The 23,008-nt window shown below is 48.9% G+C and carries 17 protein-coding genes; 11 read left to right on the top strand and 6 right to left on the bottom strand.

Annotated elements, in window-relative coordinates; genetic code table 11:
- Nucleotides 1-203: 203 nt before the first annotated feature.
- Together DXZ20_RS30490 and DXZ20_RS30485 are read right to left on the bottom strand one after the other, a co-directional pair.
- A complete protein-coding gene (locus DXZ20_RS30490; RefSeq protein ID WP_163702684.1) occupies nt 204-848 on the bottom strand; it encodes a response regulator transcription factor in 645 nt (214 codons plus the stop codon).
- Between the two features lie 57 nt (nt 849-905).
- The gene (locus tag DXZ20_RS30485; RefSeq protein ID WP_163702683.1) at nt 906-2,873 is read right to left on the bottom strand and encodes an ATP-binding protein; all 1,968 of its coding nucleotides are present in this window, start codon (nt 2,871-2,873) and stop codon (nt 906-908) included.
- Between the two features lie 163 nt (nt 2,874-3,036).
- On the opposite strand from DXZ20_RS30485, the gene DXZ20_RS30480 reads away from it, so the two are divergent.
- The 7 genes from DXZ20_RS30480 to DXZ20_RS30450 all read left to right on the top strand — a co-directional run bounded on the left by DXZ20_RS30480 (nt 3,037) and on the right by DXZ20_RS30450 (nt 12,332).
- On the top strand, nt 3,037-3,897 hold the full coding sequence (locus tag DXZ20_RS30480; RefSeq protein WP_163702682.1) for a helix-turn-helix domain-containing protein: 861 nt from the start codon (nt 3,037-3,039) through the stop codon (nt 3,895-3,897).
- Nucleotides 3,898-4,385: 488 nt separating this feature from the next.
- Nucleotides 4,386-5,687 (top strand): efflux RND transporter periplasmic adaptor subunit, encoded by a 1,302-nt coding sequence (locus tag DXZ20_RS30475; RefSeq protein ID WP_163702681.1) that lies wholly within the window; start codon nt 4,386-4,388, stop codon nt 5,685-5,687.
- Between the two features lie 54 nt (nt 5,688-5,741).
- Complete coding sequence (locus DXZ20_RS30470) at nt 5,742-6,413, top strand: GUN4 domain-containing protein (RefSeq protein ID WP_163702680.1); 672 nt, start codon at nt 5,742-5,744, stop codon at nt 6,411-6,413.
- Nucleotides 6,414-6,497: 84 nt separating this feature from the next.
- Nucleotides 6,498-9,686 carry an efflux RND transporter permease subunit gene (locus DXZ20_RS30465; RefSeq protein ID WP_163702679.1) on the top strand — a complete coding sequence of 1,063 codons (3,189 nt, stop codon included), beginning with the start codon at nt 6,498-6,500 and terminating at the stop codon, nt 9,684-9,686.
- Between the two features lie 59 nt (nt 9,687-9,745).
- The gene (locus DXZ20_RS30460) at nt 9,746-10,966 is read left to right on the top strand and encodes a PQQ-dependent sugar dehydrogenase (protein ID WP_163702678.1); all 1,221 of its coding nucleotides are present in this window, start codon (nt 9,746-9,748) and stop codon (nt 10,964-10,966) included.
- A 545-nt stretch (nt 10,967-11,511) separates the two neighbouring features.
- Nucleotides 11,512-11,922, top strand: coding sequence for a MerR family transcriptional regulator (locus DXZ20_RS30455; RefSeq protein ID WP_163702677.1), 411 nt, complete (start codon nt 11,512-11,514; stop codon nt 11,920-11,922).
- Complete coding sequence (locus DXZ20_RS30450; RefSeq protein ID WP_163702676.1) at nt 11,919-12,332, top strand: carboxymuconolactone decarboxylase family protein; 414 nt, start codon at nt 11,919-11,921, stop codon at nt 12,330-12,332. The genes DXZ20_RS30455 and DXZ20_RS30450 overlap by 4 nt, the downstream gene beginning before the upstream one ends.
- A gap of 82 nt (nt 12,333-12,414) precedes the next feature.
- Here the strand turns inward: DXZ20_RS30450 and DXZ20_RS30445 are convergent, their stop codons facing one another.
- The gene (locus DXZ20_RS30445; RefSeq protein ID WP_163702675.1) at nt 12,415-13,533 is read right to left on the bottom strand and encodes a DICT sensory domain-containing protein; all 1,119 of its coding nucleotides are present in this window, start codon (nt 13,531-13,533) and stop codon (nt 12,415-12,417) included.
- Between the two features lie 631 nt (nt 13,534-14,164).
- On the opposite strand from DXZ20_RS30445, the gene DXZ20_RS30440 reads away from it, so the two are divergent.
- The 3 genes from DXZ20_RS30440 (at nt 14,165) to DXZ20_RS30430 (ending at nt 19,132) form a co-directional block, all read left to right on the top strand.
- Nucleotides 14,165-14,833, top strand: a complete 669-nt coding sequence (locus tag DXZ20_RS30440; RefSeq protein ID WP_163702674.1) for an HAD family hydrolase — start codon at nt 14,165-14,167, stop codon at nt 14,831-14,833.
- Between the two features lie 246 nt (nt 14,834-15,079).
- Nucleotides 15,080-18,286, top strand: a complete 3,207-nt coding sequence (locus tag DXZ20_RS30435) for a DEAD/DEAH box helicase (protein ID WP_163702673.1) — start codon at nt 15,080-15,082, stop codon at nt 18,284-18,286.
- A gap of 12 nt (nt 18,287-18,298) precedes the next feature.
- Nucleotides 18,299-19,132, top strand: a complete 834-nt coding sequence (locus DXZ20_RS30430; RefSeq protein WP_163702672.1) for an SWIM zinc finger family protein — start codon at nt 18,299-18,301, stop codon at nt 19,130-19,132.
- 68 nt (nt 19,133-19,200) lie between these two features.
- Here the strand turns inward: DXZ20_RS30430 and DXZ20_RS30425 are convergent, their stop codons facing one another.
- Entirely contained in the window at nt 19,201-20,028 is an 828-nt protein-coding gene (locus tag DXZ20_RS30425) for a helix-turn-helix domain-containing protein (RefSeq protein ID WP_163702671.1), read from the bottom strand.
- A gap of 200 nt (nt 20,029-20,228) precedes the next feature.
- Here DXZ20_RS30425 and DXZ20_RS30420 point away from each other — a divergent pair, with 200 nt between their 5' ends.
- Nucleotides 20,229-21,293: a M50 family metallopeptidase gene (locus tag DXZ20_RS30420; protein ID WP_163702670.1), complete on the top strand. Its 1,065-nt coding sequence runs from the start codon at nt 20,229-20,231 to the stop codon at nt 21,291-21,293.
- A gap of 59 nt (nt 21,294-21,352) precedes the next feature.
- Here DXZ20_RS30420 and DXZ20_RS30415 read toward each other — a convergent pair whose 3' ends face one another.
- Both DXZ20_RS30415 and DXZ20_RS30410 read right to left on the bottom strand, forming a co-directional pair.
- Nucleotides 21,353-22,339: a Vgb family protein gene (locus tag DXZ20_RS30415; protein ID WP_163702669.1), complete on the bottom strand. Its 987-nt coding sequence runs from the start codon at nt 22,337-22,339 to the stop codon at nt 21,353-21,355.
- Nucleotides 22,340-22,353: 14 nt separating this feature from the next.
- The coding region (locus tag DXZ20_RS30410) for an SDR family oxidoreductase (RefSeq protein ID WP_163703667.1) at nt 22,354-23,008 on the bottom strand (655 nt) is incomplete at its 5' end.

Below are 23,008 nucleotides of genomic sequence, written 5' to 3'. Positions count from 1 at the left end.
CCACCTTTCCTGAAAATCGAACAAAATACTGATATGGTGATAAAGTGTGTGATCCGATACAGTTTATCTTTTAATGTCCTATGTATACAACTGCATTTTTGATGATAGCTGCATTAATCATTGTTATTGTTGTTGTTGCTATTATTGGAGCTAAGTTTAGCTGAATATTTTAACTACAGGGATCAACACATTGTTGATGTACATTACATTGATGTTGTCTCTAATAAATATTCAAAATTTGGAATTTGAGACAATATTTTAATGTCGGAAGCACAGACATTCTGGACAAGGGCAATGCTACGCTCTCGTTGCTCACTAGGGGGTAATGCCTTCAGGATATTGACAACAATCTCTAATTTGGTGGCTGCCTCCTTCATGTGTTGCCGTATATTGGTCAGTAATTCTACCTGATTGCCACTAAGACCTTCACGGAATAGCTGAATCTCTTGCTGCAACTTTAACAATTGAGCTTGTGAAGCAGCCTGCTTTTGCAAACGACTTTTAATGGCAGTTAACACATCTGCACGGGTAAAGGGCTTGGTCAAATAATCATCTGCCCCCAGCACCATCCCCTGACGCACATCTCCTTTGTTTGCCAGGGCGGTCAGAAAAATAAAGGGAGTTGCTATGGTTTTAGGTTCCTGACGTAGGGCCCGTAGCACGTCATAGCCATCAAGTTCAGGCATCATGACATCACAGATAATTAAATCTGGCAAATGCTCAAAGGCTCCTAGTAAGCCAGTCATGCCATTGTCTGCTCCAACAACATTGTAGCCTTCTAATGTCAGTAATTCTAAAAGGTTTGAACGAATTTCTACTTCGTCTTCGATTACTAAAATTTTAATCATTACGTTTTCTCGGGTAGACCTAATATGTTCGACTGATGGATAGATAAATACAGAGCCCTAGGCATTTATTAGGTTGCCCGAGAATGTGGTTGGGTTACTCAGAGAAATCACAGGCAGCGTAATCACGAACGTCGTTCCTTGACCAACGGTACTGTCAAAGGTGATCTGTCCATGGTGCAATTCTACGGATTTTTGGATGATGGCCAACCCCAGACCGGTCCCTGAAATTGTGCCAACGTTAGGCCCCCGGACAAATGATTCAAATAGTGTCGGACGCGCTGCTTCTGGAATACCAATGCCGTGGTCTTGCACCGATAGGGTCAGATCATGGTCTGTGGTCTCCAGGGTAACCAGAATTTCACCACCGCTAGGGGAGTAATTGATGGCATTACTCAACAAATTAGTCAGAATATGGCGCATGAGTTTACGGTCAATGTGATGGGATGTGTTGGGCAGGTGCGATCGCAACACCAAACTGTGGCGATCCGTCGTAATTTGCAATTCTTCAATAATTTCCTGACAAAACTCACTAAGCACCAGCGGCTGCGGATTAAACTCCATCCGACCAGCCTCCACTTTGTTGATTAATAGCACATCATTTAATAGCTCAGTCATATGGGTGGCAGCTGTTTGAATTTTTTGTAAATACTGATGTTGCTTGGTAATCTCCCACTGTTCACCATAATATTTCAATAGTTCTGCCGATGACAAAATTGTTGTCAGAGGTGTGCGAAACTCATGGGATGTCATCGACACAAATCGGGTTTTCATCTCATTGAGTTCTCGTTCTCGCTCCAGGGTGTGGCGAATTTCTGTTTCAATCTGTTTTCGCTTCGTAATGTCACGAATAATTGCCATGACTTCTTGCGGGGAGCTGTTAACAATACGTGCCTCGAAATCACGATTTTCACTGTCAAGGGCTAGCTGAAACTCCAGTACCTCAATTTCTTCAGTTGCTAATGCCCGAGTAATACATTGCTGCATAGCTGCGGCCACTGGCTGGGGCAGCACATCAGCTAAATAATGCTTTAAGCAAGCACTGGGAGAAAAGGGCAACGTATGGTGTTTGGGTTCACTAAAGTTCACAATCTGACCCTTGTCGCTAATGCGAAACATGGGATCTGGAATGGCATTGAGTAAGGCTCGATTAGTGGCATAGCTGGCCTGTAGAGCTTTTTGTTCTTGTTTTAGATGCTCAGCGGTTGCCCATAACTGGCTGGTACGCTCCTTGACCTGAGCTTCTAAGCCATCGTGGAGTGCTTGAAGCTCAGCTTCGGCCCGTTTACGCTCAGTAATATCAACTAAATAACAGCGAATTAGATCGCTCTGGGGAATATAGTGAAATGCCTGTTCAAAAATCCGATCGCCGACCGCTATATGGCGGACAAATTGTTGTTTTTCCTCGGCCTGAACGGCATCAATCACTCCCTCTAAAATCGGATGGCTGAGTTTGGCCAAACTAATGGTAGGAAACTGGCTAACGGCAGCCGGGTTGAGGTACGTCAACTCCCCTGTTAGAGCAAGCTCAATAATTGGATGGGAGAACAGTTGAGGAAACGACGCCAGGCGAGCAATAACAGCATCTTGGGGGCGATCTGATTCAGCCATGAGCGATGAATCCACAGGGGCGGCAATGAGTGTGGCCATGTACTTTTCTGCTTCATCACTGCCTGAGAGCAGCCACTGCACATCCTCACTATCAGCAGCCGTGTGGTACCGCACCTTCACATTGGCCCCAAATACAATTTCATCACCGTGGCGCAGATTACGAGAATCGCAGCGTCGGCCATTGATAAACAAACCGTTAGTGCTAGGTTTTCCCTGTAAATTGCCATCAATAATCTGAAACCCGTAGTCATCTTCACCAGGATGGGGCACTCGCAATAAAATGGCATGCTGACGCGAGACTTCTTTAGAATGGAGAACAATTGAGTTGCTGACATCGCGACCAATGGATCCAGAATCAGCATATAAATTGACGGCACGCTTTCCCTGGTCGTCTTCGATAATTAAAAGATGTTGCATACCCACAGATTGGTTTTGTTCAGATCACAATAGTTGGCCAAGCATTGGCTTGCCATCAGATTGCCCGATTCTGCAAAGGTAAAAACATGGTACTCCTGTCTAGAACATTTCCCCAACGCTAGGTTTGATGAATGATATACATGCCCTTCTCGAAAATTTATGTATGCATCAAAACCATTTTGAAACCAATCTTACCAATGCGAAACACACCATTAAAACATGGCAGTTTGAGGGAGTTTTGCTGGAATGGTATCACTTGGTGCCCGGACCCGCTGGCCCCATTCCCAAACATTGTCATCCAGAGTATCAACTGGGGTTTAGTCAGGATACCAACGGAGGGTACTTCTATCGAGGCGAGGGACATCCGGTACCGATGGGGCACTTTAGTCTCCTGCATTCGGGGGAGGTACATGCCACCACTCGTAAACAGACCTGGCTCGAACAATATCGTACCTATTGGATGCTTTACATTCATCCTGATCGGTTGTCTGAGGTTTTTACGGCCTTATCAGGGTCTTCTACTGGTTTACCTTTTTTTGATAACCCAGTCATTTATGATCCCACCTTAGCCACCCAATTTTTGCAGTTTTTTGGCACCTTTCAACAACAGACTAGCACCCTTGAACGCACGACCCTACTATCGATATGTCTCAATCAGCTGATCCAACGGCATGCAGAACAACGCGTTGTACCCCAGATACCTAAGCGAGATCGCCACCGTGTTCAGCAAGTGCAGGACTATCTGATGGCCCATCTAACTGAAAATGTATCGCTTGATCAACTGGCCCAGCTGGTTGGGCTCAGTCCTTACCACCTGCACCATATCTTTCAGCAAGAGGTGGGTATGGCCCCACATCAATATCAGATCCAGGCTCGGGTTAACCGCGCGAAACAGTTGCTACACCAAGGCTTGTCACTCAGGCAAGTGGCCGAAGATGCTGGTTTTTCCGATCAAAGTCACCTGACACGGCAGTTCAAGCGATTCTTGCAGGTGACGCCAGGCCGCTATTTGCGACAAAAATGATCAAAAACCGCAAGAATGTTCAAGACTTCGATGTTAGGGTTTGATATTCTTCGATATTGTGTGGGTCAGAGCTAAGCCTTTCTGTTTGAGCACGATGCCAAGCTCTTGGCTCAACCACTCGCATCATTTATTGCAATTATGGAAGAATCTTCTATCCATGATCGAGAACGCTTAGTATCTTGAGTTGGTAATGACTTAGATGGAAATGATCTGACTCAGTTTTGAGTGATAGTCAAAAATCTGGCCAAATTTATATTTCTTTTCTTGTAATAAAAACTTGGTAACACTGCACACTTACTGGTTACAGTCAGGGACGTAACCTATGTATTGAGGGATTCCTCCACAGTTGCTTCAGATCTGCTAACGTTACTTTAGGTTGTTTAAGATCCTTTAATTGTCTAATTGTCGAAAATTGTCAAAGAAAGTGTTTTTTGCATTCACAACAAAATTATTGCAATTTTATCCACCCTTTCAGAGCAAAGACAGTCATGGAAACACAATCTGCGATTACACCAACCGCATCGTCTGGTCTTGGCCGTAACCGTCATCGAGGATGGCTCTGGTTATTAGTAGGATTTCTAGGACTGGCGGGTGGATGGTTTTTATGGAGCCGATTTCAGCAGGATGTAGTACCTGGCGCGATCGCAGCCCAATCCACCACCGTTGAAACCGAAACAGCGCGCTCTGCCCCCGTAAAAGAATTCTCAGAATTTGTTGGCGCGCTGGAAGCTCAGGAACGGGTAATGCTGCGGCCTGAAGTCGAGGGCCGTATTACTCAAATACTGGTGGTGGCAGGTGATCGGGTGTCAGCGGGGACGCCGATTTTGCAGCTCAGCCCAGACCGTCCCGCAGCGGTTGTCAGTGGAGCTATTGCTGACATTGAAGTGGCTCGCGCCTCACGCAGTGCAGCCCAGGCAGAAATTTTAGAGGCAGAAGCGGATCGGGATAGTGCTATCGCTGAACGGGCGTTGCAGGACACTGAATATCAGCGTACACAATCTTTAGTAGATGCGGGGGCTCTGGCGCAGCAGTCGTTGGACCAGGTGGCGCGAAATCGGGATGTTGCGATCGCAGCCCTAGCAGCAGCCGAGCGTCGTATTCAAACCGCCCGTGCCAACCTGGCAGAAGCCCGTGCCTCTTTAAGTCGAGCAGAATCCAATGCTGCTGTTGCCACTGAAGACCTATCCGACTATCAGGTTGTCGCCCCCATCAATGGAGTTGTTGGTGACTTACCCGTCAAAGTCGGTGACTACGTCAACATCGGACAGATGATCACAACCCTGACCAGCAATCAAACTATGGATCTGCGTCTCTCGATTCCGGTAGAACGTAGCAGCGAACTGCGAGCAGGTTTACCCGTAGAACTTCGTACCCAGGAAGGTTTAGACCCCTTAGTAACAGGGCGCATCAGCTTTGTCTCCGAGCGGGTGGAAGCAGGAGCCCAGTCCATCCTGGCTAAGGCAAGTTTCCCTAACCCCGATGGACAACTGCGGGATGAACAGTTTGTTCGCGCCAATGTTATCTGGGACGAATCTCCCGGCGTTATGGTGCCCACCACCGCCATCTCCCGTGTCGGTGGCCAAAGCTTTGTATTCGTGATGGAGTCGGCCACAGAAGGTGATAGCGAATTTGTTGCCGTTCAACGCCCGGTCCAGCTTGGCACCATAGATAACAATCGCTATCACATCATCAGCGGTGTAGACACAGGAGAAACCATTATCACCGCCGGCATTTTACGCCTATCCGACGGCGCACCCGTCACTGCGGACAACTCCACCTCAGCCAACTAATAGGCACTTAGCCTGGAGCCCCCGTTCACAATTCAAAACTCTCCCCCACTCCCCATGACCTCCCCCAAATCCCAACAGGATCCCTCCCAAACCACCCCCGTTGACAGCTCACCCAGTCCAGAACTCCTCGCCATTCAGAAAATGATGGGTGAGATCTCAGCGCTGCGTGAAGAAATCAGTCAGCTATCCCAGCTGCCCCAACAGGTGCGCCAGATCGAACGTCGCTTAATGGTGGTGGGCGATCTCTACCGATACGAAACCCTGCACAAACAGCTATCCAATCAGGAATGGTTTGCTGCTGACAAAGAAACTGTTCGGCTGATTGCCGATATTGCTGGTGTCTCCGACTTAGAAGACCTCAGCCCCCGCGAAATTCGTAGCTTCTCCTGTGGTGAGCTGCAAGTAATTGACCGTCTATGGTCCACCTACAGCGAGGGACACTTTGGCTTTAGTGTGCAGCTGCAAATTTACCAGGAGTTAGGCGGTAGCCTGGAAAGCACCATCGGTGAAGACCTGCAGCTTACCCAGCGCTGGGGTGCTGCTTTGGGCTGGCGTGAAGGCGTTAGTGAACAAACTCCTACCGGGAATCGCTGGCGCAAATGTGATGAATTGGATTTTTCTCTCAACGCACCTAAGGGGTGCCATCCATCTCGCTGGTGGAATTCTCCCTACGGGTCTCGGATGACAAATTACTTTCTCAATCGTTTAATTACCTGCGATATGTAGAAGAAAATTTCGGCATAGCGGGGCAGGCACAAGGCACAGCCCCTACAAGATTTTTCCCCTTCTCCCCCCTCCCCTGATCGCCCCATGTTTGTCGAAACTTTTATTCGCCGCCCTGTGCTCACCATGGTGCTCTCTATCATCATCTTTATGGTGGGGGCCATCGTGATTCCGACGCTGCCTGTGGAACAGTATCCTGACATTAGTCCGGTGCAGGTGGTTGTCAGCGCTAACTACATTGGTGCCAGCTCCGAAGTGGTGGAAGAAACCGTAACCACCACACTGGAGCGTGAGATTAACGGCGTTAGCGGTATGCGCTATATGAACTCCACCAGCAGTGATGATGGCACGAGTTCAATTACCATCACATTTCGTCAGGGCTACGACCTCGATATTGCAGCTGTCGACGTTCTCAATCGGGTTTCCATTGTCACCCCCCAGCTACCTCAGGAAGTACAGCGGACCGGGGTTACGGTGCGTAAACAATCCAGCAGCGTGGTAGTGGGGATGGCCATCTACAGCGAAGAGGAAGGTCTTTACGACGACAACTTTATTAGTAACTACGCTGATCTCTACGTGCTAGATGCCCTACGACGCATTCCAGGTGTGGCTCAGATACAGCCGTTTGGTGAACGGCGCTATGCTATGCGACTGTGGCTTGACCCAGCTAGGATGGCGGCTCGTGATATTACCACCGAGGACGTGGTGGATGTTATTCAAGAACAAAACCTGCAGGTGGGGGCAGGCAGTATTGGTCAACCGCCGACGGAAGATGGCCTCAGCTATCAGCTAACCCTGCGCACCCAGGGTCGTTTAGAAGAGGTGAGCGAGTTTGAAAACTTGGTCATCAAAACTGAAGATGATGGCAATCTAGTCTACTTTCGCGATATTGGTCGAGCCGAGCTAGGGGCAGAAAGCTACAACACGTTTGCCCGCTATCGACAGCAGGGGGCGATTGGCTATCAGATTGTACAAACACCCGGCACCAATGCTCTAGAAGCTGCCAATGCGGTTAAAGCCACCATGGCTGATCTGGCAGAAGACTTTCCACCAGGGTTGAGCTATGCAGTCCCCTACGACCCTTCGTTATTTGTAGTGGAATCTAGAAAAGAGGTCGTCAGTACCCTGCTTCAGGCAATTATTTTGGTGGTGCTGGTACTGTTTTTGTTTCTTCAAAACTGGCGCGCCACCATTGTTCCTGCGGTGGTGATTCCGGTGGCCTTAATCGGCACCTTTGCCTTTATTAAAGTGTTTAATTTCTCCATCAACAGTCTCACCCTGTTTGGTTTAATTCTGGCGACAGGGATGGTGGTGGACGATGCCATCGTTGTAGTAGAAGACATTGCTGGCAAAATCCAGGATAAGGGTATGCGGCCCCACCTGGCTGCGATTGAAGCCATGCGTGAGCTGACAGGGGCGGTGATTGCCACCTCGCTAGTGCTGTTAGCTGTATTTATTCCAGTGGCCTTTTTTCCGGGGACGACAGGACAGCTTTATCGCCAATTTGCTCTAACCATTGCTTTTGCTGTTACTATTTCCACGTTTAATGCTCTGAGTTTGACCCCTGCCCTATCGGCGCTGTTAATTCGTTCAGGGCAACAGCCTGGTGGTTGGCTGGGGCGATTTTTTGGTTGGGTAAATAGCGGTATTGATGCTATGCGTCGTGGCTATCAAGTGAGTTTGGGACGCCTCACTCGCCTAAAAACAACAGTGCTGATTTTGTTTGTTGCCGCCCTGGGTGTGGCAGCCTGGCTTTATACCTCAGTACCGACAGCGTTTTTGCCAGAGGAAGACCAGGGTTATTTAATTAGCCTGGTGCAGGGACCCGAAGGCTCTTCGGTAGACTACACCAGTGACATCATTGAACAGGTAGATCAAACGTATCTTGGTATTCCTGAAGTGGAGGGTACCTTCTCCTTAGGCGGGTTTGGTTTTAGCGGTAATATTCCCAACAACGGTGTGATTTTTTCTCCCCTGATTCCCTGGGGTGAGCGCCCGAGGGAAGGGCAATCGGCCCAGGCTGTACTGGGTCAGGTGTGGCCACAGTTTGGTCAGATTAAGGAAGCCAATGTGATTGCCTTTAATCCCCCGACTATTCAGGGATTAGGCAGCATTAGCGGTTTTGTCTTTCAGCTACAGGACCAGGGCAATAACGATCTGCAAACATTTATGCAGGCTAAGGATGAACTTGTGGCAGCAGCCAATGCAGCTCCAGAATTGCAGAATGTTTTTACTACCTACACGGCCAATGCACCGCAGTTAGATGTGGATATTGACCGCAGTTTGGCAAAAGCGATGCAGGTGAATATTGATGAGATTCTCAATACGTTACAGGGCTTTTTGGGGTCGCGCTATGTTAACGATTTCAATGCCTTTGGCCGTACTTATCGGGTTTACATGCAGGCCGATGCCCAGTTTCGTTCGAATCCTAGCGATATTGGCAATCTCTATGTAAGGTCTGAGACTGGGGAGATGATCCCTCTGGATACTTTGGTGACTATTTCACCCACTACGGGACCCCAAACCATCAATCATTACAATCTGTTTCGTTCTATTGAAATCAATGGTTCGCCAGCAGCAGGCTACAGTTCTGGACAAGCGATCGCAGCTATGGAACGCATCGCCAGTGAAATCCTGCCCACATCCATGGGGTTTGAATGGTCCGGTATCTCTTTAGAAGAACTAGAATCCGGTGGCCAGGCTCCGATTATCTTTGGTTTGGGCATTATTTTTGTTTTCTTGGTGCTGGCGGCCCAATATGAGAACTTTATTGACCCAGTGATTATTTTGTTGGCGGTACCGCTGGCCATGTTGGGTGCACTGCTGGCGATTTCTATGCGGGGATTGCCAAACGATGTCTATTGCCAGGTGGGTCTGGTAATGCTGATTGGTTTAGCCAGTAAAAACGCAATTCTGATTGTGGAATTTGCTAATCAGCTAAGAGATGAAGGTTTATCCATTGTACGTGCAGCTGTAGAAGCTGCTCAGCAACGGTTGCGACCCATTATCATGACTGCCATTTCCACCCTGTTGGGGATTTTTCCTCTAGTCATTGCCACAGGAGCCGGATCCGCTAGTCGTCAATCTCTAGGCACTGCTGTTTTTGGTGGCATGATCGTCTCCACAGTGTTGAGCCTGTTTGTTGTGCCAGTGCTCTATATCGTCATTGTCAGTTTCTTTTGCCGGTTTAAGGATAACTGTCGTGACCTATCACCGATGCCACCAGAGGTTTCTACAGAAGCGACACCTGAGATGGCACTTGCGGCTCGCAAATAAACACACAATCGGCAGATGTTTGTCTATCGTTGAGGTAATTACAAACAGGAGAGATGGCAATGCTCCGATATAGATTAAGTTCCATCGTTGGAGCTGTCATGGCTGGGGCCATGGTGTTGAGCTGTGCGACGTCTAATCCAGAGCAGTCAGCGACCTCACCTGATGCTCCGGCAGAGGCTGCATTGTCTAATAACTCAGATCCTTCCAGCCAGGTCCAGGCAGAGAGCCTACAACAAACCATTCTGGTAGAACCCTTAGAGCATCCCTGGGGAATGGCTTGGCTACCGGATGGCACCCTGATGGTGACCGAACGTCCAGGACGGGTGCGGCTCATTAAGGCAGGTGGTTTTCTGGATCCCACCCCCGTATCGGGTGTGCCTGATGTATTTGCCGCTGGCCAGGGCGGTTTAATGGATGTGTCAGTGCATCCTCAGTTCGCTGAAAATCAGTGGGTCTATTTTACCTATGCCGCTGGTTCTTCGGGGGCAAATCAGACCCGTGTAGCCCGAGCACAATTTGATGGTGATACCCTCTCTGATTGGACCGTCATCTTTGAGGTGAATCGGACCAAACAGGGTAGCCAGCATTTTGGCTCGCGCATTAGCTGGTTGCCGGATAATACAATGCTGATTTCCATTGGCGATGGCGGTAATCCACCGCTACAGCTAGAGGGTGAGCTGATTCGGCATCAGGCGCAAAAGCTGGATAGTCATTTGGGTAAAGTTCTTCGCCTTAACGACGATGGGTCCGTGCCAGAGGATAATCCCTTTGCCAATACGCCAGAAGCTGATCCCGCTGTTTGGAGCTATGGCCATCGAAATATTCAAGGACTGATGGTAGACCCCATCACTGGTCAGGCTTGGGCCACAGAGCATGGCTCACGGGGTGGCGACGAGCTGAATCGGGTGGACCCAGGGGAGAACTATGGTTGGCCAGTGGTGACCCACAGTCGTGAGTATACCGGTGGCGAAATTTCATCGGAGCGATCGCGACCGGGCATGATCGATCCTCTGGTGGTTTGGACACCTGCGATCGCACCGTCTGGTCTACTCATTTACCAGGGCGATCGCTTCCCTGATTGGCAAGGTGACCTATTCGCTGGCGGTCTGGTTTCGCAAGATGTGCGACACATTGCCCTGGACGATCTTGACATGGTTGTCAGTGAAACACCTATCCCCATTGGCCAGCGTGTGCGGGATGTGCGCCAGGGGCCGGACGGGCTGATTTATATTTTGACCGATGAACCCAACGGGCGGCTTATTCGGTTAGAGCCAGGGTAGGCGGCTAAAGGAAGGGGGAGTGATTGGTGATTGGTGATTGGTGATTGGTTATTGGGGCGTATGTAAGTTTTGAGTGATGGTGTTCTGGTGTAGCCGTTAGTGATTAGCCTTTGATGCAGGGGCTGGCACAAGGCACAGCCCCTACGAGATATCTCCTTTAAACGAAGGGGAATAATTCACATTTGGTGTTAGAGATGTTGGAAACAACCTGAGAACCTAAAGATTCTTGACACCAAAGAAGATCTCGTACAACAGAGATACCTTTTACCCGGACCTCGCCGTAACCCAACCTTCACCAGAATGTTTGCGCTAAGCGATCACCCTGTCGGGGGAAACCCCAGCTTGCTTAAGTGGTGTAGCTGATGTGGCTTCGAACAAGGGAGTTTAGGCCCCCACATTAGGAGGGTAAACCCCAGTATGCCTAGGTAGACTAGCTTAGAAATTTCTGGAAAGGAGGAAAGCCCTGAGCCCCCCTCTAACCCTCTACCAATACCCCCAAAATACCCCCTTGACTTAGAGCCCACTCTAACTCCTAACCTAGGCTTATGGACCAGGCACTCACCATCCAACAAGTCGCCCAAGCCACCGGCCTGAGCACCCACACCCTGCGCTACTACGAACGCTGTGACCTAATTGCCCCCATCCATCGGGCCAGCAACGGTCACCGTCGTTACTCAGCGCAGGATATCCGCTGGATTCAGTTTCTCACCAAACTGCGCATGACCGGCATGCCCATTCGTCAAATTCTGCAATATGCCACACTGCTACGCCAACATCCTGACGCCGTACAAGAACGGCGCGCCTTGCTAGAAGCCCATCGCCAAACCGTTGTGCAACAACTACAGGAGCTACAAGAAAACCTCACCGTAATCGACTGGAAAATTCAACACTATAAAGAGATTGAAACCAAACTGTCCGAAACACCTGTGCAAACATCACCCCAGAGAACATTATGAATTCCGTTGCCCAGTCTGCACCCTCTGAGCGTTACCAGCAAGGCTGGCAAATGCTCAAAACCATTGACGGCGAAGCCGGAGAAAAAGTAATCGATAGTCTGCAATCCATCGCCCCCGATCTAGCCCGCTACGTCATCGAATTTCCCTTTGGCGATATCTATACCCGTCCGGGTTTAGATCTAAAATCCCGAGAAATTGCCACCCTCGCCGCCCTCACAACGTTAGGGAATGCCCAACCGCAGCTCAAAGTTCACATTCACGCCGCCCTGAATGTCGGCTGTACCGCCCAAGAGATTGTTGAAGTTGTGATGCAGATGGCCGTATATGCAGGATTCCCCGCTGCTCTCAATGGCATTACCGCCGTTAAGCAGGTCTTTGCAGAGCGCAATATCCACCTAACTGGAGAATAAACCCATGAAAACTCGAAAACGGCGATGCCATTGTTCCCATTCCCGGCACCAAACGTTATCCCGATATGAGCAGCGTCAATCGTTAAATAGCCATATCTATGCGGTGCGGCACCCCATGGACAGGAGCTGAGTTGGAGTTTTTTGTACTATTAGGCTGATTTTTTTTAACTAATAGCTGCTCAAATTGCAACGCAACAACCTTGGCAATGGCCATCAGCGTTTTAGCATCCTCATCATTCCAATGATTTGATTCAGGTGCACCAATGGAAATTGCCCCTGAAATTTTACGACAGACGAGCGGTGCCGCAATTAATGATTGGGCTGTGGGCATCACCACGTCTACGTCCGTTCGTTGATTAGTATCTCGAATCTGCACCAGACGTCCCTGGCACATGACCTGTCCGCTGATACCCTTAGCCAAGGAAATTTTGCGACCCTTACCATTGGCCTCACCCACAAGCACCGGAACGGTGTAGTAATCGTTATCAAGTTTGAACGAAATGGCTACGCCAGCTGCCCCAAAGACAGATTGCAAAATAATAGCTGTATTCTGCAACAGTTTTGATGGGCTGTTAGATGACATTTCTGCAATATTGTGCACAGTACGAAGCTGTTGCCAGCGTCGCTGGCTCACCTTGTCAGTTTGCTCAATCAACTCCAGCATGCGACTGTTGATCTCAGCAATGTGCATATACTGCTGACTGTAGAGGCGTTCCTTCACGGGGCGATACATGGATTCCATTACCTGGGACATGAGCAAGGCAATGCGATCTACCACAGCTTCGTCATAGGACCATAGCGCATCGTATTGACGCCCACTGGTACCAGGCTGGTTTTCAGTTTCTTGAGCCACTAAGGTCGCCCAAAACTCAGACGTGTCAACAAACAAAAACCATTCCTGTGCCAGAGCTGACGTAGGACTCAGCTCAATAAATTCTACCCCTTGGATTGAAGGTGGCTGACAATCTGGCACACCGAACACATAGACCCGTCGACAAACTGAGCCTAACCGGCTATAACGGCGCATTTGTTCGGGAAAATTTGAAAAGCGCTGGAAACCTGCGTAAAAATCAACCGCCAATTGATGCTGAAGAATCTGATCTTCAATCTGCTGACTGATCACGTTCATCATTGCAACCGAGCGCGTAAAGCGCAGGGTGTCGTATTGCCCTGCAAGTGAACGAAAGAGGGATATATCCATCAAAAATACGCAGGCTGAACCTACTAGTAGACAAACCTAAACAACAACAACATAGATGCCCCCAGTGCCATTGAGTACCTGGCAATAGTTCAAAGTTTATTGAAACTATTGCCTTGACATCGTTAATACTGGCTATTTTTAGTTGTACATGTCCTTGTAGACATAAGCAATGAAAAGAGTTTCACAAGACTCTATTCATTGATGAGTTCACTCTTACACTACTCTAGCGTTTGCCACTAAATATTCCACCGCTCAACATTTTGACTCAAATGCCAGGAATGTTCTAAAGATAGAAGAATACTAGACATTTGACTATTCACTCTAACAGTTGAGGTCAAACACACGCAGAAACAGTCAATTTAGAGGTGAAATTGGACGAATAACGCTTGTTTTCAATTACTAGGATGATAACGTATTCAATTGACTTCAGGGAATGTTTCCTAGAAGTTTAATGGGTTAGCCTATAAAAGTGTTCTTAAAATAGGATAAATGACAGATACCAACAGGTACCAATAGATGATATCTAGCGACGTGTTCTAAGGCACAGTTGCTGAGGGATGTTACACCAATAACTTGGAATTGCTTGCACATAGGCTGACAACTGACGAGAATATTTTTTTGGAGGAGGGGTATGAAATATCGTGCGATCGCAACCGACTATGATGGCACATTAGCCACCGAGGGGCGTGTTGCCGACACCACGTTGGCGGCTCTAAAGCGTTATCAGCAAGCAGGGGGCTTGCTATTAATGGTAACTGGGCGAGAGTTGACAGATCTACAAAACGCTTTTTCAGCCCTGGCCATTTTTGATGGTGTCGTTGTTGAGAATGGTGCGGTTTTCTACCACCCCGCCAGTGAGCGGCTTCAACTGTTGGCGGACCCACCCCCTGACGCATTTATCGCCACCCTCAAGGCTCAGCACGTTAGCCCGATCAACACAGGACAGGTAATTGTATCCACCTGGCAACCCCATGGAGCCGTGGTGCAGCAAACCATTCAATCCATGGGATTAGCATCCCGAGTGATTATGAATAAGCGGGCTGTCATGGTGTTGCCTGCCAACGTTACCAAAGCGACGGGGCTCAACGTGGCATTGACTGAGCTGGGGCTGACGGCTAATCAAGTTGTCGGGATCGGTGATGCGGAAAACGACTTTGACTTACTTAAGAGCTGTGGTTTGGGCGTCGCCGTCGCCAATGCTCTGCCAGCCGTTAAGGATATGGCTGACCGCGTCACCACCCAATATCGCGGTGCTGGTGTAGAAGAGCTGGTTGATTGGATTTTAAATGGTGAACTGTGATGTTGGTTTACTGTTTAGCCAAAAGCTCAGAGTCAGGACATTCATAGGTGGTCATGGGACTTAGATATTAAGGAATAACGCTCATAACAGTATTTCCTAAGTATCCATAAAAATGATGTAACAAAGAACACGCTTATGTGGAGATAGTGTTACGTTACATCAAGCAATTAGCTGTAACAGCAAAGCCAAACGCGATAGTATGGGCGCTAACTTGGGCCATATCTACGTTCTATTCCGTGACTTGCCATGCAAATCCTTCACGGTACCTGGATTCCTGAATCTGGGACTGACTTTATTCTATCGGGTGAATTTTACCTATGGGTTGAAACTATTGCAGAAACAGCGTTTCGGGAGGCAGAGCCATGCCATCCTAGACACTTAGTGGCGGCAGATTTAGTTGACCTACTAGCGAATGAGTTGAAGATTCAGTCCCCCGATCGATATCCGTTGGAGGAGCTGATCACTCCCTGCTACTTCCTATTGCCGACGGTTGACAATCAGCCACTGCCGTCTTTAGAGCTATCGCGCTACCTGGAGATTGACTTACCCGATCGGTTTAAATTTGAATATTGGCAAATTGATTGTTGTTCTATCCCAGCTGCCGCCGCTGTTAAAAGTAAAGCAGGTCCAAATTCTGTTATTCCTTTACTCAATGAGCTTCATTTTCTTGCCCTACACAATTTGAGTGAGATCCAGCTAGGGGCAGACCTGCTATTTTGGTTCCATTTTACCCAAGCGTTAAAACGGATTATTTGGAAAGATCACTACGTTCCTGCCCTCAAATACCGTTCGCTAGACCCCATCAAGAAACGTCAGTCATCTAAGCGGTCAGACAACTTTGAAATTTATTCAGGGTGGGAGTTTATTGGTGAAGACTATGGGACTACCCTGGAGGAATTTGTGGAGCACATGCCCCTGATGTGTGCAGCAGGATTTGCGGAACCGTTTACAACACCTCAGTTTTACGATCGGTTGTCTCTCCTGCGGCATTTCTCAGAATGCTTACTGACTGAAATTGTGGCCCATACTCAGTTTACAAAAGCATTTGAAAACACCATCAAAGATTCAGTGCTGACGGACTGTTTAGATCTAGATGTGTGGCCCCAGGCTGAAGGGTTAGAGCAATATCAACAATGGCAGGCCTGGCGCGATCGCATTGTCCGTACCCAGACCGATCAGCCCTTTTATCTGTACTTTCATCTCCAAGACCCATTCAAACCAGACGACCCCTGGCAGCTACAGTTTCAGGTTGCGCCTAAAGATGATCCCTCCCTCAAGCTAGCCTTAGATAACTATTGGCGCATGGGACCTAAGCAACAGAAACAGATAAAAGACCAATTGGGGGGAGAGTTTGAGCAAAACCTGTTGCTAAACTTAGGCTATGCTGCTCGGATTTATCCCGATCTCTGGCAGGGCATGGAAACCGACCAGCCCGTTGGCATTCAGCTCACTCTGGATGGAGCCTTTAACTTTCTCAAAGAGTCGGCCTGGGTGTTAGAAAATGCGGGCTATAAGGTGATTGTGCCCGCATGGTGGACCCCCAAGGGACGACAGCGGGCGAAGGTGCGGCTAAAGGCTAAAGGAAAGTCCCTGTCAGGAGGTGACGATAAATCCAAGAGTTATTTCTCCTTTGCGAGCCTGGTGGAGTACCAATATGAACTAGCCATTGGCGAAGAAAAGATCACGGAACAGGAGTGGAACCAGCTGGTCACTGCTAAGACGCCATTGGTGCAGTTTCGCGGTCAATGGATGGAGCTGGACCAGGACAAGATGCAGCAGATGCTGGAGTTTTGGAAAACTCATCAGCAGGAGAATCCAGAGCTGTCACTGTTGGACTTTATGAAGCTAACGGCGGCGGGTGAGGATGATTTGGAGGTGGAGTGCGATCGCAAAGATACCCTCGCCGACATGCTCACTAAACTGGGCGACAAAAATAAGCTCCAACCCGTGGATAACCCCGATACATTCCAAGGTCAGCTGCGGGAATACCAAAAGCGAGGCGTTTCCTGGTTACAGTATCTAGAACAGCTGGGTCTCAATGGCTGTCTGGCCGACGATATGGGGTTGGGTAAAACCGTCCAGGTGATTGCCCGCATGGTGCAAGAACGGCAACCCCCTAAACCTAAAAAAGGCCGTAAAAAGAAAACAACAGAAGCCATCAAAGTACCGCCTACGCTGCTGATTGCCCCCACCTCTGTGGTCGGCAACTGGCTCCGGGAAATCCAAAAGTTTGCTCCCCAAATTAAGGCCGCCGTGCATCACGGTAGCGACCGTGCCAAGGATGCTAAAACCTTCAAAAAAGCCTGTCGAGAGCATGACATCTTGATCACCTCTTTTGCACTAGCTCGCAAAGATGCCAAGCTGTTTAATGGTGTCGAGTGGCACCGCATTGTGCTAGATGAGGCGCAAAACATCAAAAACCCTAAAGCAGCGTTAACCAAAGCCATTTGTAAATTCTCTGCGCCTCACAGATTGGCCCTCACCGGCACCCCAATTGAAAACCGTCTATTGGATCTCTGGTCCATTTTTAACTTCTTAAATCCCGGCTATTTAGGCACCCAGGCCCAGTTTCGTAAAAGCTTTGAGGTACCGATTCAGAAAAGTAACAATCCGCGTCAGTCGGCCACCCTGAAAAAACTGGTGGAGCCCTTTATTCTGCGGCGGGTAAAAACAGACCAATCAATCATCAAAGACCTGCCGGATAAGGTGGAACAAAAACTGTTCTGTAACCTGACGAAAGAACAGGCATCGCTCTATGAAGCCGTGGTCAAAGATGTGGAGACTCAGCTACAGGCCGCGGAAGGCATTCACCGCAAGGGATTGATCTTAGCAACGCTGACAAAGTTGAAGCAGGTGTGCAATCATCCAAGGCAGTTTTTACAGGATGATAGTGAGTTTACGGCGGTGCGCTCCCATAAGCTCACCCGCCTTACCGAAATGGTGGAAGAGGCCATGGAGGAGCGGGATAGCCTTTTGGTATTTACCCAATTCACCGAGCTAGGGTCAGCCTTGGAGAAATACCTGCGTCACACCTTTCACTGTAATACCTACTATCTCCATGGCGGCACCTCACGAAAAAAACGCGAAGCAATGATTGCTGAATTCCAAGATCCGGAAACAGAACCGTCGGTATTTGTGCTTTCGCTCAAGGCTGGTGGTGTAGGCATTACCCTGACCAAAGCTAACCATGTTTTCCATTTTGACCGTTGGTGGAATCCATCGGTGGAAGATCAGGCCACAGATCGGGCTTTTCGAATTGGTCAGAAGAAAAATGTGTTTGTCCACAAGTTTGTAGCCATGGGCACCCTGGAAGAGCGCATAGACGAAATGATCGAGGATAAGAAGAAGCTGGCGGGTTCAATTGTTGGGGCCGATGAATCCTGGTTAACGGAGCTGGATAACGATGCGTTTAGGCAGCTGATTTCATTGAACAAGAGTGCGATCATGGAGTAGGAGGGAAGCATCATGAGCCAATTTAGTCGCAGCTGGTGGGGACAACAATTCATCCAAGCCATTGAAAAGCTAACCGACCCAGGACGCCTCAGTCGTGGGCGCTCCTATGCCAGGGGCAATAAGGTTAAAAGCTTTGATATTGAGGGTGGGCGAGTCACTGCACAGGTCCGAGGTTCAGTGAATCCTTACTTTGGGGTGTATAAGGAACCACTGTATTTCACCACGATTGAGTTCCAGCCTTTGAGTAAGGCCAAGTGGTCAGCTGCGATCGCACTGATTGCCTCCAAAGCAAGTTTGATTTCTCGTTTATTGCTCAACGAGATTCCAGACAATATTGAGGATACATTTAAGCAGCTAAACCTCAATCTGCTACCAGCAAGTGCCAGAGACTTCAAAACCAGCTGTTCTTGTCCAGACTACAGTAATCCATGCAAACATATTGCCGGTGTTTACTATTTGGTCGCGGCAGAACTCGATCAAGATCCGTTTTTATTGTTTGAACTGCGGGGCTTGTCACGGGAGGAATTATTACAGGAACTGGCAAAATCTCCCTTAGGACAGGCGCTGTCAGCGGAATTACAGTTAGAACAGCAACCTCCTAAACCAGTAGACTCTTACTACGCGCCACTAGAGACAATCAAAGTACCTGCAAAAACTGAGTTGCGAGACTTTTGGCATGGAGCCAAGCGTTTGCCTCAAACAATGGAGGTTTTACCCGATAATCCAGTGTCAGGCATTCCAGTGAAAAAACAAGGAGATTTTCCGGGCTTTTGGGATCGGGATAATTCGTTTATTGAAGCAATGGAGACGTTGTATGAGCAGGTAAAAGCCAAGGGACAGTTATAAAGGCAAGCAATCACTGTTGAGTGTATTGAACATTTGCGACATCGATGCGACATCTATAGATGCGGCATCTATAGGTAGAAAATAGTTGGATCCAGGCTGACTCCCTGGGCTGAAGACGCAAACGTTTCAGCCAGCATCGATCTATTCTCAGTGCTATATCGGCCAGGCGTTCGGCTCAGATATCGACGCCACGCGCGTATTTCGTGGGCTTGATCTGCAAAGTCTTGCAGCGGCCTTTGGGCTATAGTCTCCACATTGGCCCTGACGCTGCGTTGTAATCGATACAGGTTCATCACTTGCTTGGGGCTGATGCCAAGATGGCGTTGAAATTCACGCTGTAGCGATCTCGGAGTTATTCCCAGTTGTTCACAGGCTGTATCAATGCGCCTATTGGACGTCAGCACCTGATGTAACTGCAAACGACGCTGCACAACAGAAACCGGCACTGCCCTGAACAAGTTTAGGAGCCACCCATCCAGTGCACTTTTGACATCATCGGGTGGCAATTCGTGGGGAAGGCAGCGCCAAAATTCTCCTGCTTTTCGCTCACCCCACAAATCTGCCACATCAAGCAGGTTATCCGCACAATCTTGGCCGATATCTGGAAACAAGATCATCATGCCGGGGACGGTCAGGATGGCCATGACAAACAAAGTCTCTGGCTGGGAGATCCATTTACGAGTGCGCGTTTGTACCCCTAGCAAACCAACCTTAGGGTGAATCTTGCCCGATTCATGGTACGAACGTTTCCCAAAGTTTGCGCTCAACACACCAATGGGTTCCGGGCAGGTCCAAATAGGTGTCCCTGCAACTTCTCCCAGCTTGTCTTCAACCATCCTATAACTCAGCACATAGGGTCGCAGTTGAGGATGGGGTTCAATGGCTAGTATGCGCACTGTCGTGCTCCAAACAAAATAGAAGAAATATAGGGTATCAAATCAAATCGGGACGTTTTCCAAGGAACATATTCAGGTTGATTCTGATAAACTTGTACCAGTTACTTGATGATCAGACCGATAAGTTTGATGTCTATTGCACCCTGCCCAACTTGCAAGAATGGGAACGCTAGCATTAGTTTCATACGGTGAAATAGCCTATGCAGCCGGATAGCTTCAATGCTTTGGTAGCTGAGATCGCGCAGGTTGGGCTCTCGGCCCAGGTCAGTGTACGCGGAGAGCATTTATATATCGGTCTGACGATAGCCGATGCGCCAATGCCGGAGCCTGCGACCAATACCCTACGGACTTTGCTTTACCGTATAGACTTAGCTGAACTGGGACTGGCGGATGTGCGGGTGGTGCATGTTTATGGTTTGACGGCACCAAAGCAGGCAGCCTGGCAACAGAAGTTTGCGATCGCGCCACTGACCAAGGCTGATACTGATCTAATGTCCTTTGACAACCGCTTTAGCGCGGTGTTTTATTTTCCATTAATGGTACTGACCGGTATTTTTCTGAAAGCCTTTGCGCCCATCGGAGGGCTGTTGCAAGGCATTGATATCTGGTTTCACGAGTTCGGTCATGCGGTCGTAGCCTGGATGTCTGGACGGCGTGCTATTCCCTTGCCCATTGGGTTTACGCCAGTCAATCCGGAGCGATCTTTCTTTGTGTATGTTGGTGTGTTGCTCCTGTTGGGATTGCTGTTTTGGGCTGGGCAGCGGGAACAGAAGCGCTGGCCCAGGCTGTTAGCTATCTCTCTTGCAGTCATACAGTTTGGCATGACCTGGCTAATGTCGGCCAATACGTTTGATATGTTGTTGTACTTCGGTGGCATTGGTGGCGAGTTTTTGATTTGTGCTCTGCTAATTGTGGGCTACTATTTTCCACTCCCGCAGTATTTTCAGTGGGGACTGTACCGCTACCCTGTTGTTGTTGGTGCATCGTTTACATTTTTTGGCAGCCTATGGGACTGGCGGCAAGTGCGACGTGGTTTGCAGGAGATTCCGTGGGGCTCAATGTGGGGCGGTGATGGCGACATGGAAAGGCTCGCCTATGGCCATGGCTGGAGCCACCAGCAAATTATCAACACATATAACACGTTGGGCACAGTCTGCCTTGTTGCGATTCTGGCAATCTACTTTTATACGCTGTTCAAACAGCATCGAGTTTGGTTGCTACTGCAGTGGCGGCAGTGGCGAACTGATGGGTTGAATGGACGATGATCGCGCAGACTGTTATCGCCGTCGATAGATTACGATTGTGCTGCGGCGATTGCCTATCTCTACAACAGCTTAAATCGATGCACGAAGAAACGATCGGGAACTTGGGTTTCTTGCCCCGGCCTCAGACGATGACGGATCTGGGACTCAGTAACCCAAATCTCTGGTCCAACCAGCGTCAGATTGACGGGTGACTTAAGATCAGAGGCTAATGTCTCAATTGGCGTTGGATTTGTGCCAGGTGCAAAACTATGGATACGTAAAAGATGACCATTACCGCTGGTAGCTGCGCCTTCGGTGAGAATCAACGAACCATCGGGGGCAAATTGCATGCCATCTGGATTCTCTAGCGATCTTTCCAAAGAAATCTCTTCAACCGTTGCAGATCCGTCAAGTTGAGGCATCACTTTGAAGAGAGTACCGTTAGAATAATGTCCCACAATTAAGACACCATCGGATCGCCGTGCAATGCCAGCCAGTCCAATGCGCTCGGCCCGAAACCGCTCATCGACTGCCCAAGTCTGCAACTGGCTTGTTCCCGGAGCCAGGTAGTGAATCCGAGCCAGGGTGCTGTCGGTGACGTAAACGCCGCCGTCTGGATCAATGGCCAGATCATTGCCGAAACCACCCTCCGGCATCAAAATGACCTGTAGCACATTACCAGAACGAACATCGATGGCAAAGATACGCGGTGGGCGATGAACGGTCTCCCCATTGGCGCTACGGGTTCCCAGGAAATCAGGTGAACTGCCCCAGAGAATACCGCGTGGTTCATCTAGTCGTAATGCGGTGGCGGCAAATACTTCACCATTACCGGGGAAAACTATCTCGGTTTTGCCATCAGGCGTGATTCGCAAAATCTGTCCACTGGTAATGGAGCCAATATAGAGTGTGCCGTCACTGCCATGGGAAATACCATTGGGATACTGAAAACTAGCAGGTAGTTCGATCGGCTCTAGTTCTCTTGAAGACGTGGCAATCGGTTGGTTGGAGGACAGCACGATCGTACCCGCACATCCCAACCCCAAAAGAAATTCTCGTCGTTTCATCTTATTACTCCGTTTTAAGCGACGCGATGTCCGGGAATGGCATATCCACCATCCACAGAGATGGTTTGTCCAGTGATGTATGAGGCGGCATCAGAACAGAGCCACAATACGGTTTCTGCCACTTCTTGAGAACTACCTAACCGTTTGAGTGGAATGTGGTGAGTGAAGGCTTGCACAACGGCATCATTTGGATCGTCGGGATTGCCAAAGCGACGAAACATCGCCGTATCAATGATGCCGGGATTGATATTATTGATGCGAATGTTGTGACTTGCGTACGTCAAGGCGGCAGGTCTGACCATGCCATCCAATCCACCCTTACTGGCTGAATAGATCGTAGAACCGACTAACCCACCTTTTGCTAGCCAAGACGATGTATTGACAATCGCGCCTCCGCTTTTCTGTTGGAGCATTTGTTCAATTTCATACTTCATGCAGAGCCAAACTGCCTTCAGGTTGATCGTGATTGTGTGTTCCCAGTCGCTTTCTGTTAATTCAGTGATGGGGGCAAATTTACCTTCTGTTCCAGCGTTGTTGAAGGCAAAATCCAGGCGACCGTGATGGTCGGCTATTTTTTCGATCAGTGATTGAATCTCATCAGAATTTGCCACATCTGTTTTAATAAAGTGAGCCTTCCACCCCAAATCATGGATTTGAGAAATCACATCT

Source organism: Adonisia turfae CCMR0081 (assembly GCF_011009555.1).
Classification (GTDB): Bacteria; Cyanobacteriota; Cyanobacteriia; order Phormidesmidales; family Phormidesmidaceae; genus Leptothoe; species Leptothoe turfae.
The sequence above is the reverse complement of the archived record's forward strand: the minus strand, read 5'-3'. Positions and strand labels throughout refer to the sequence as shown.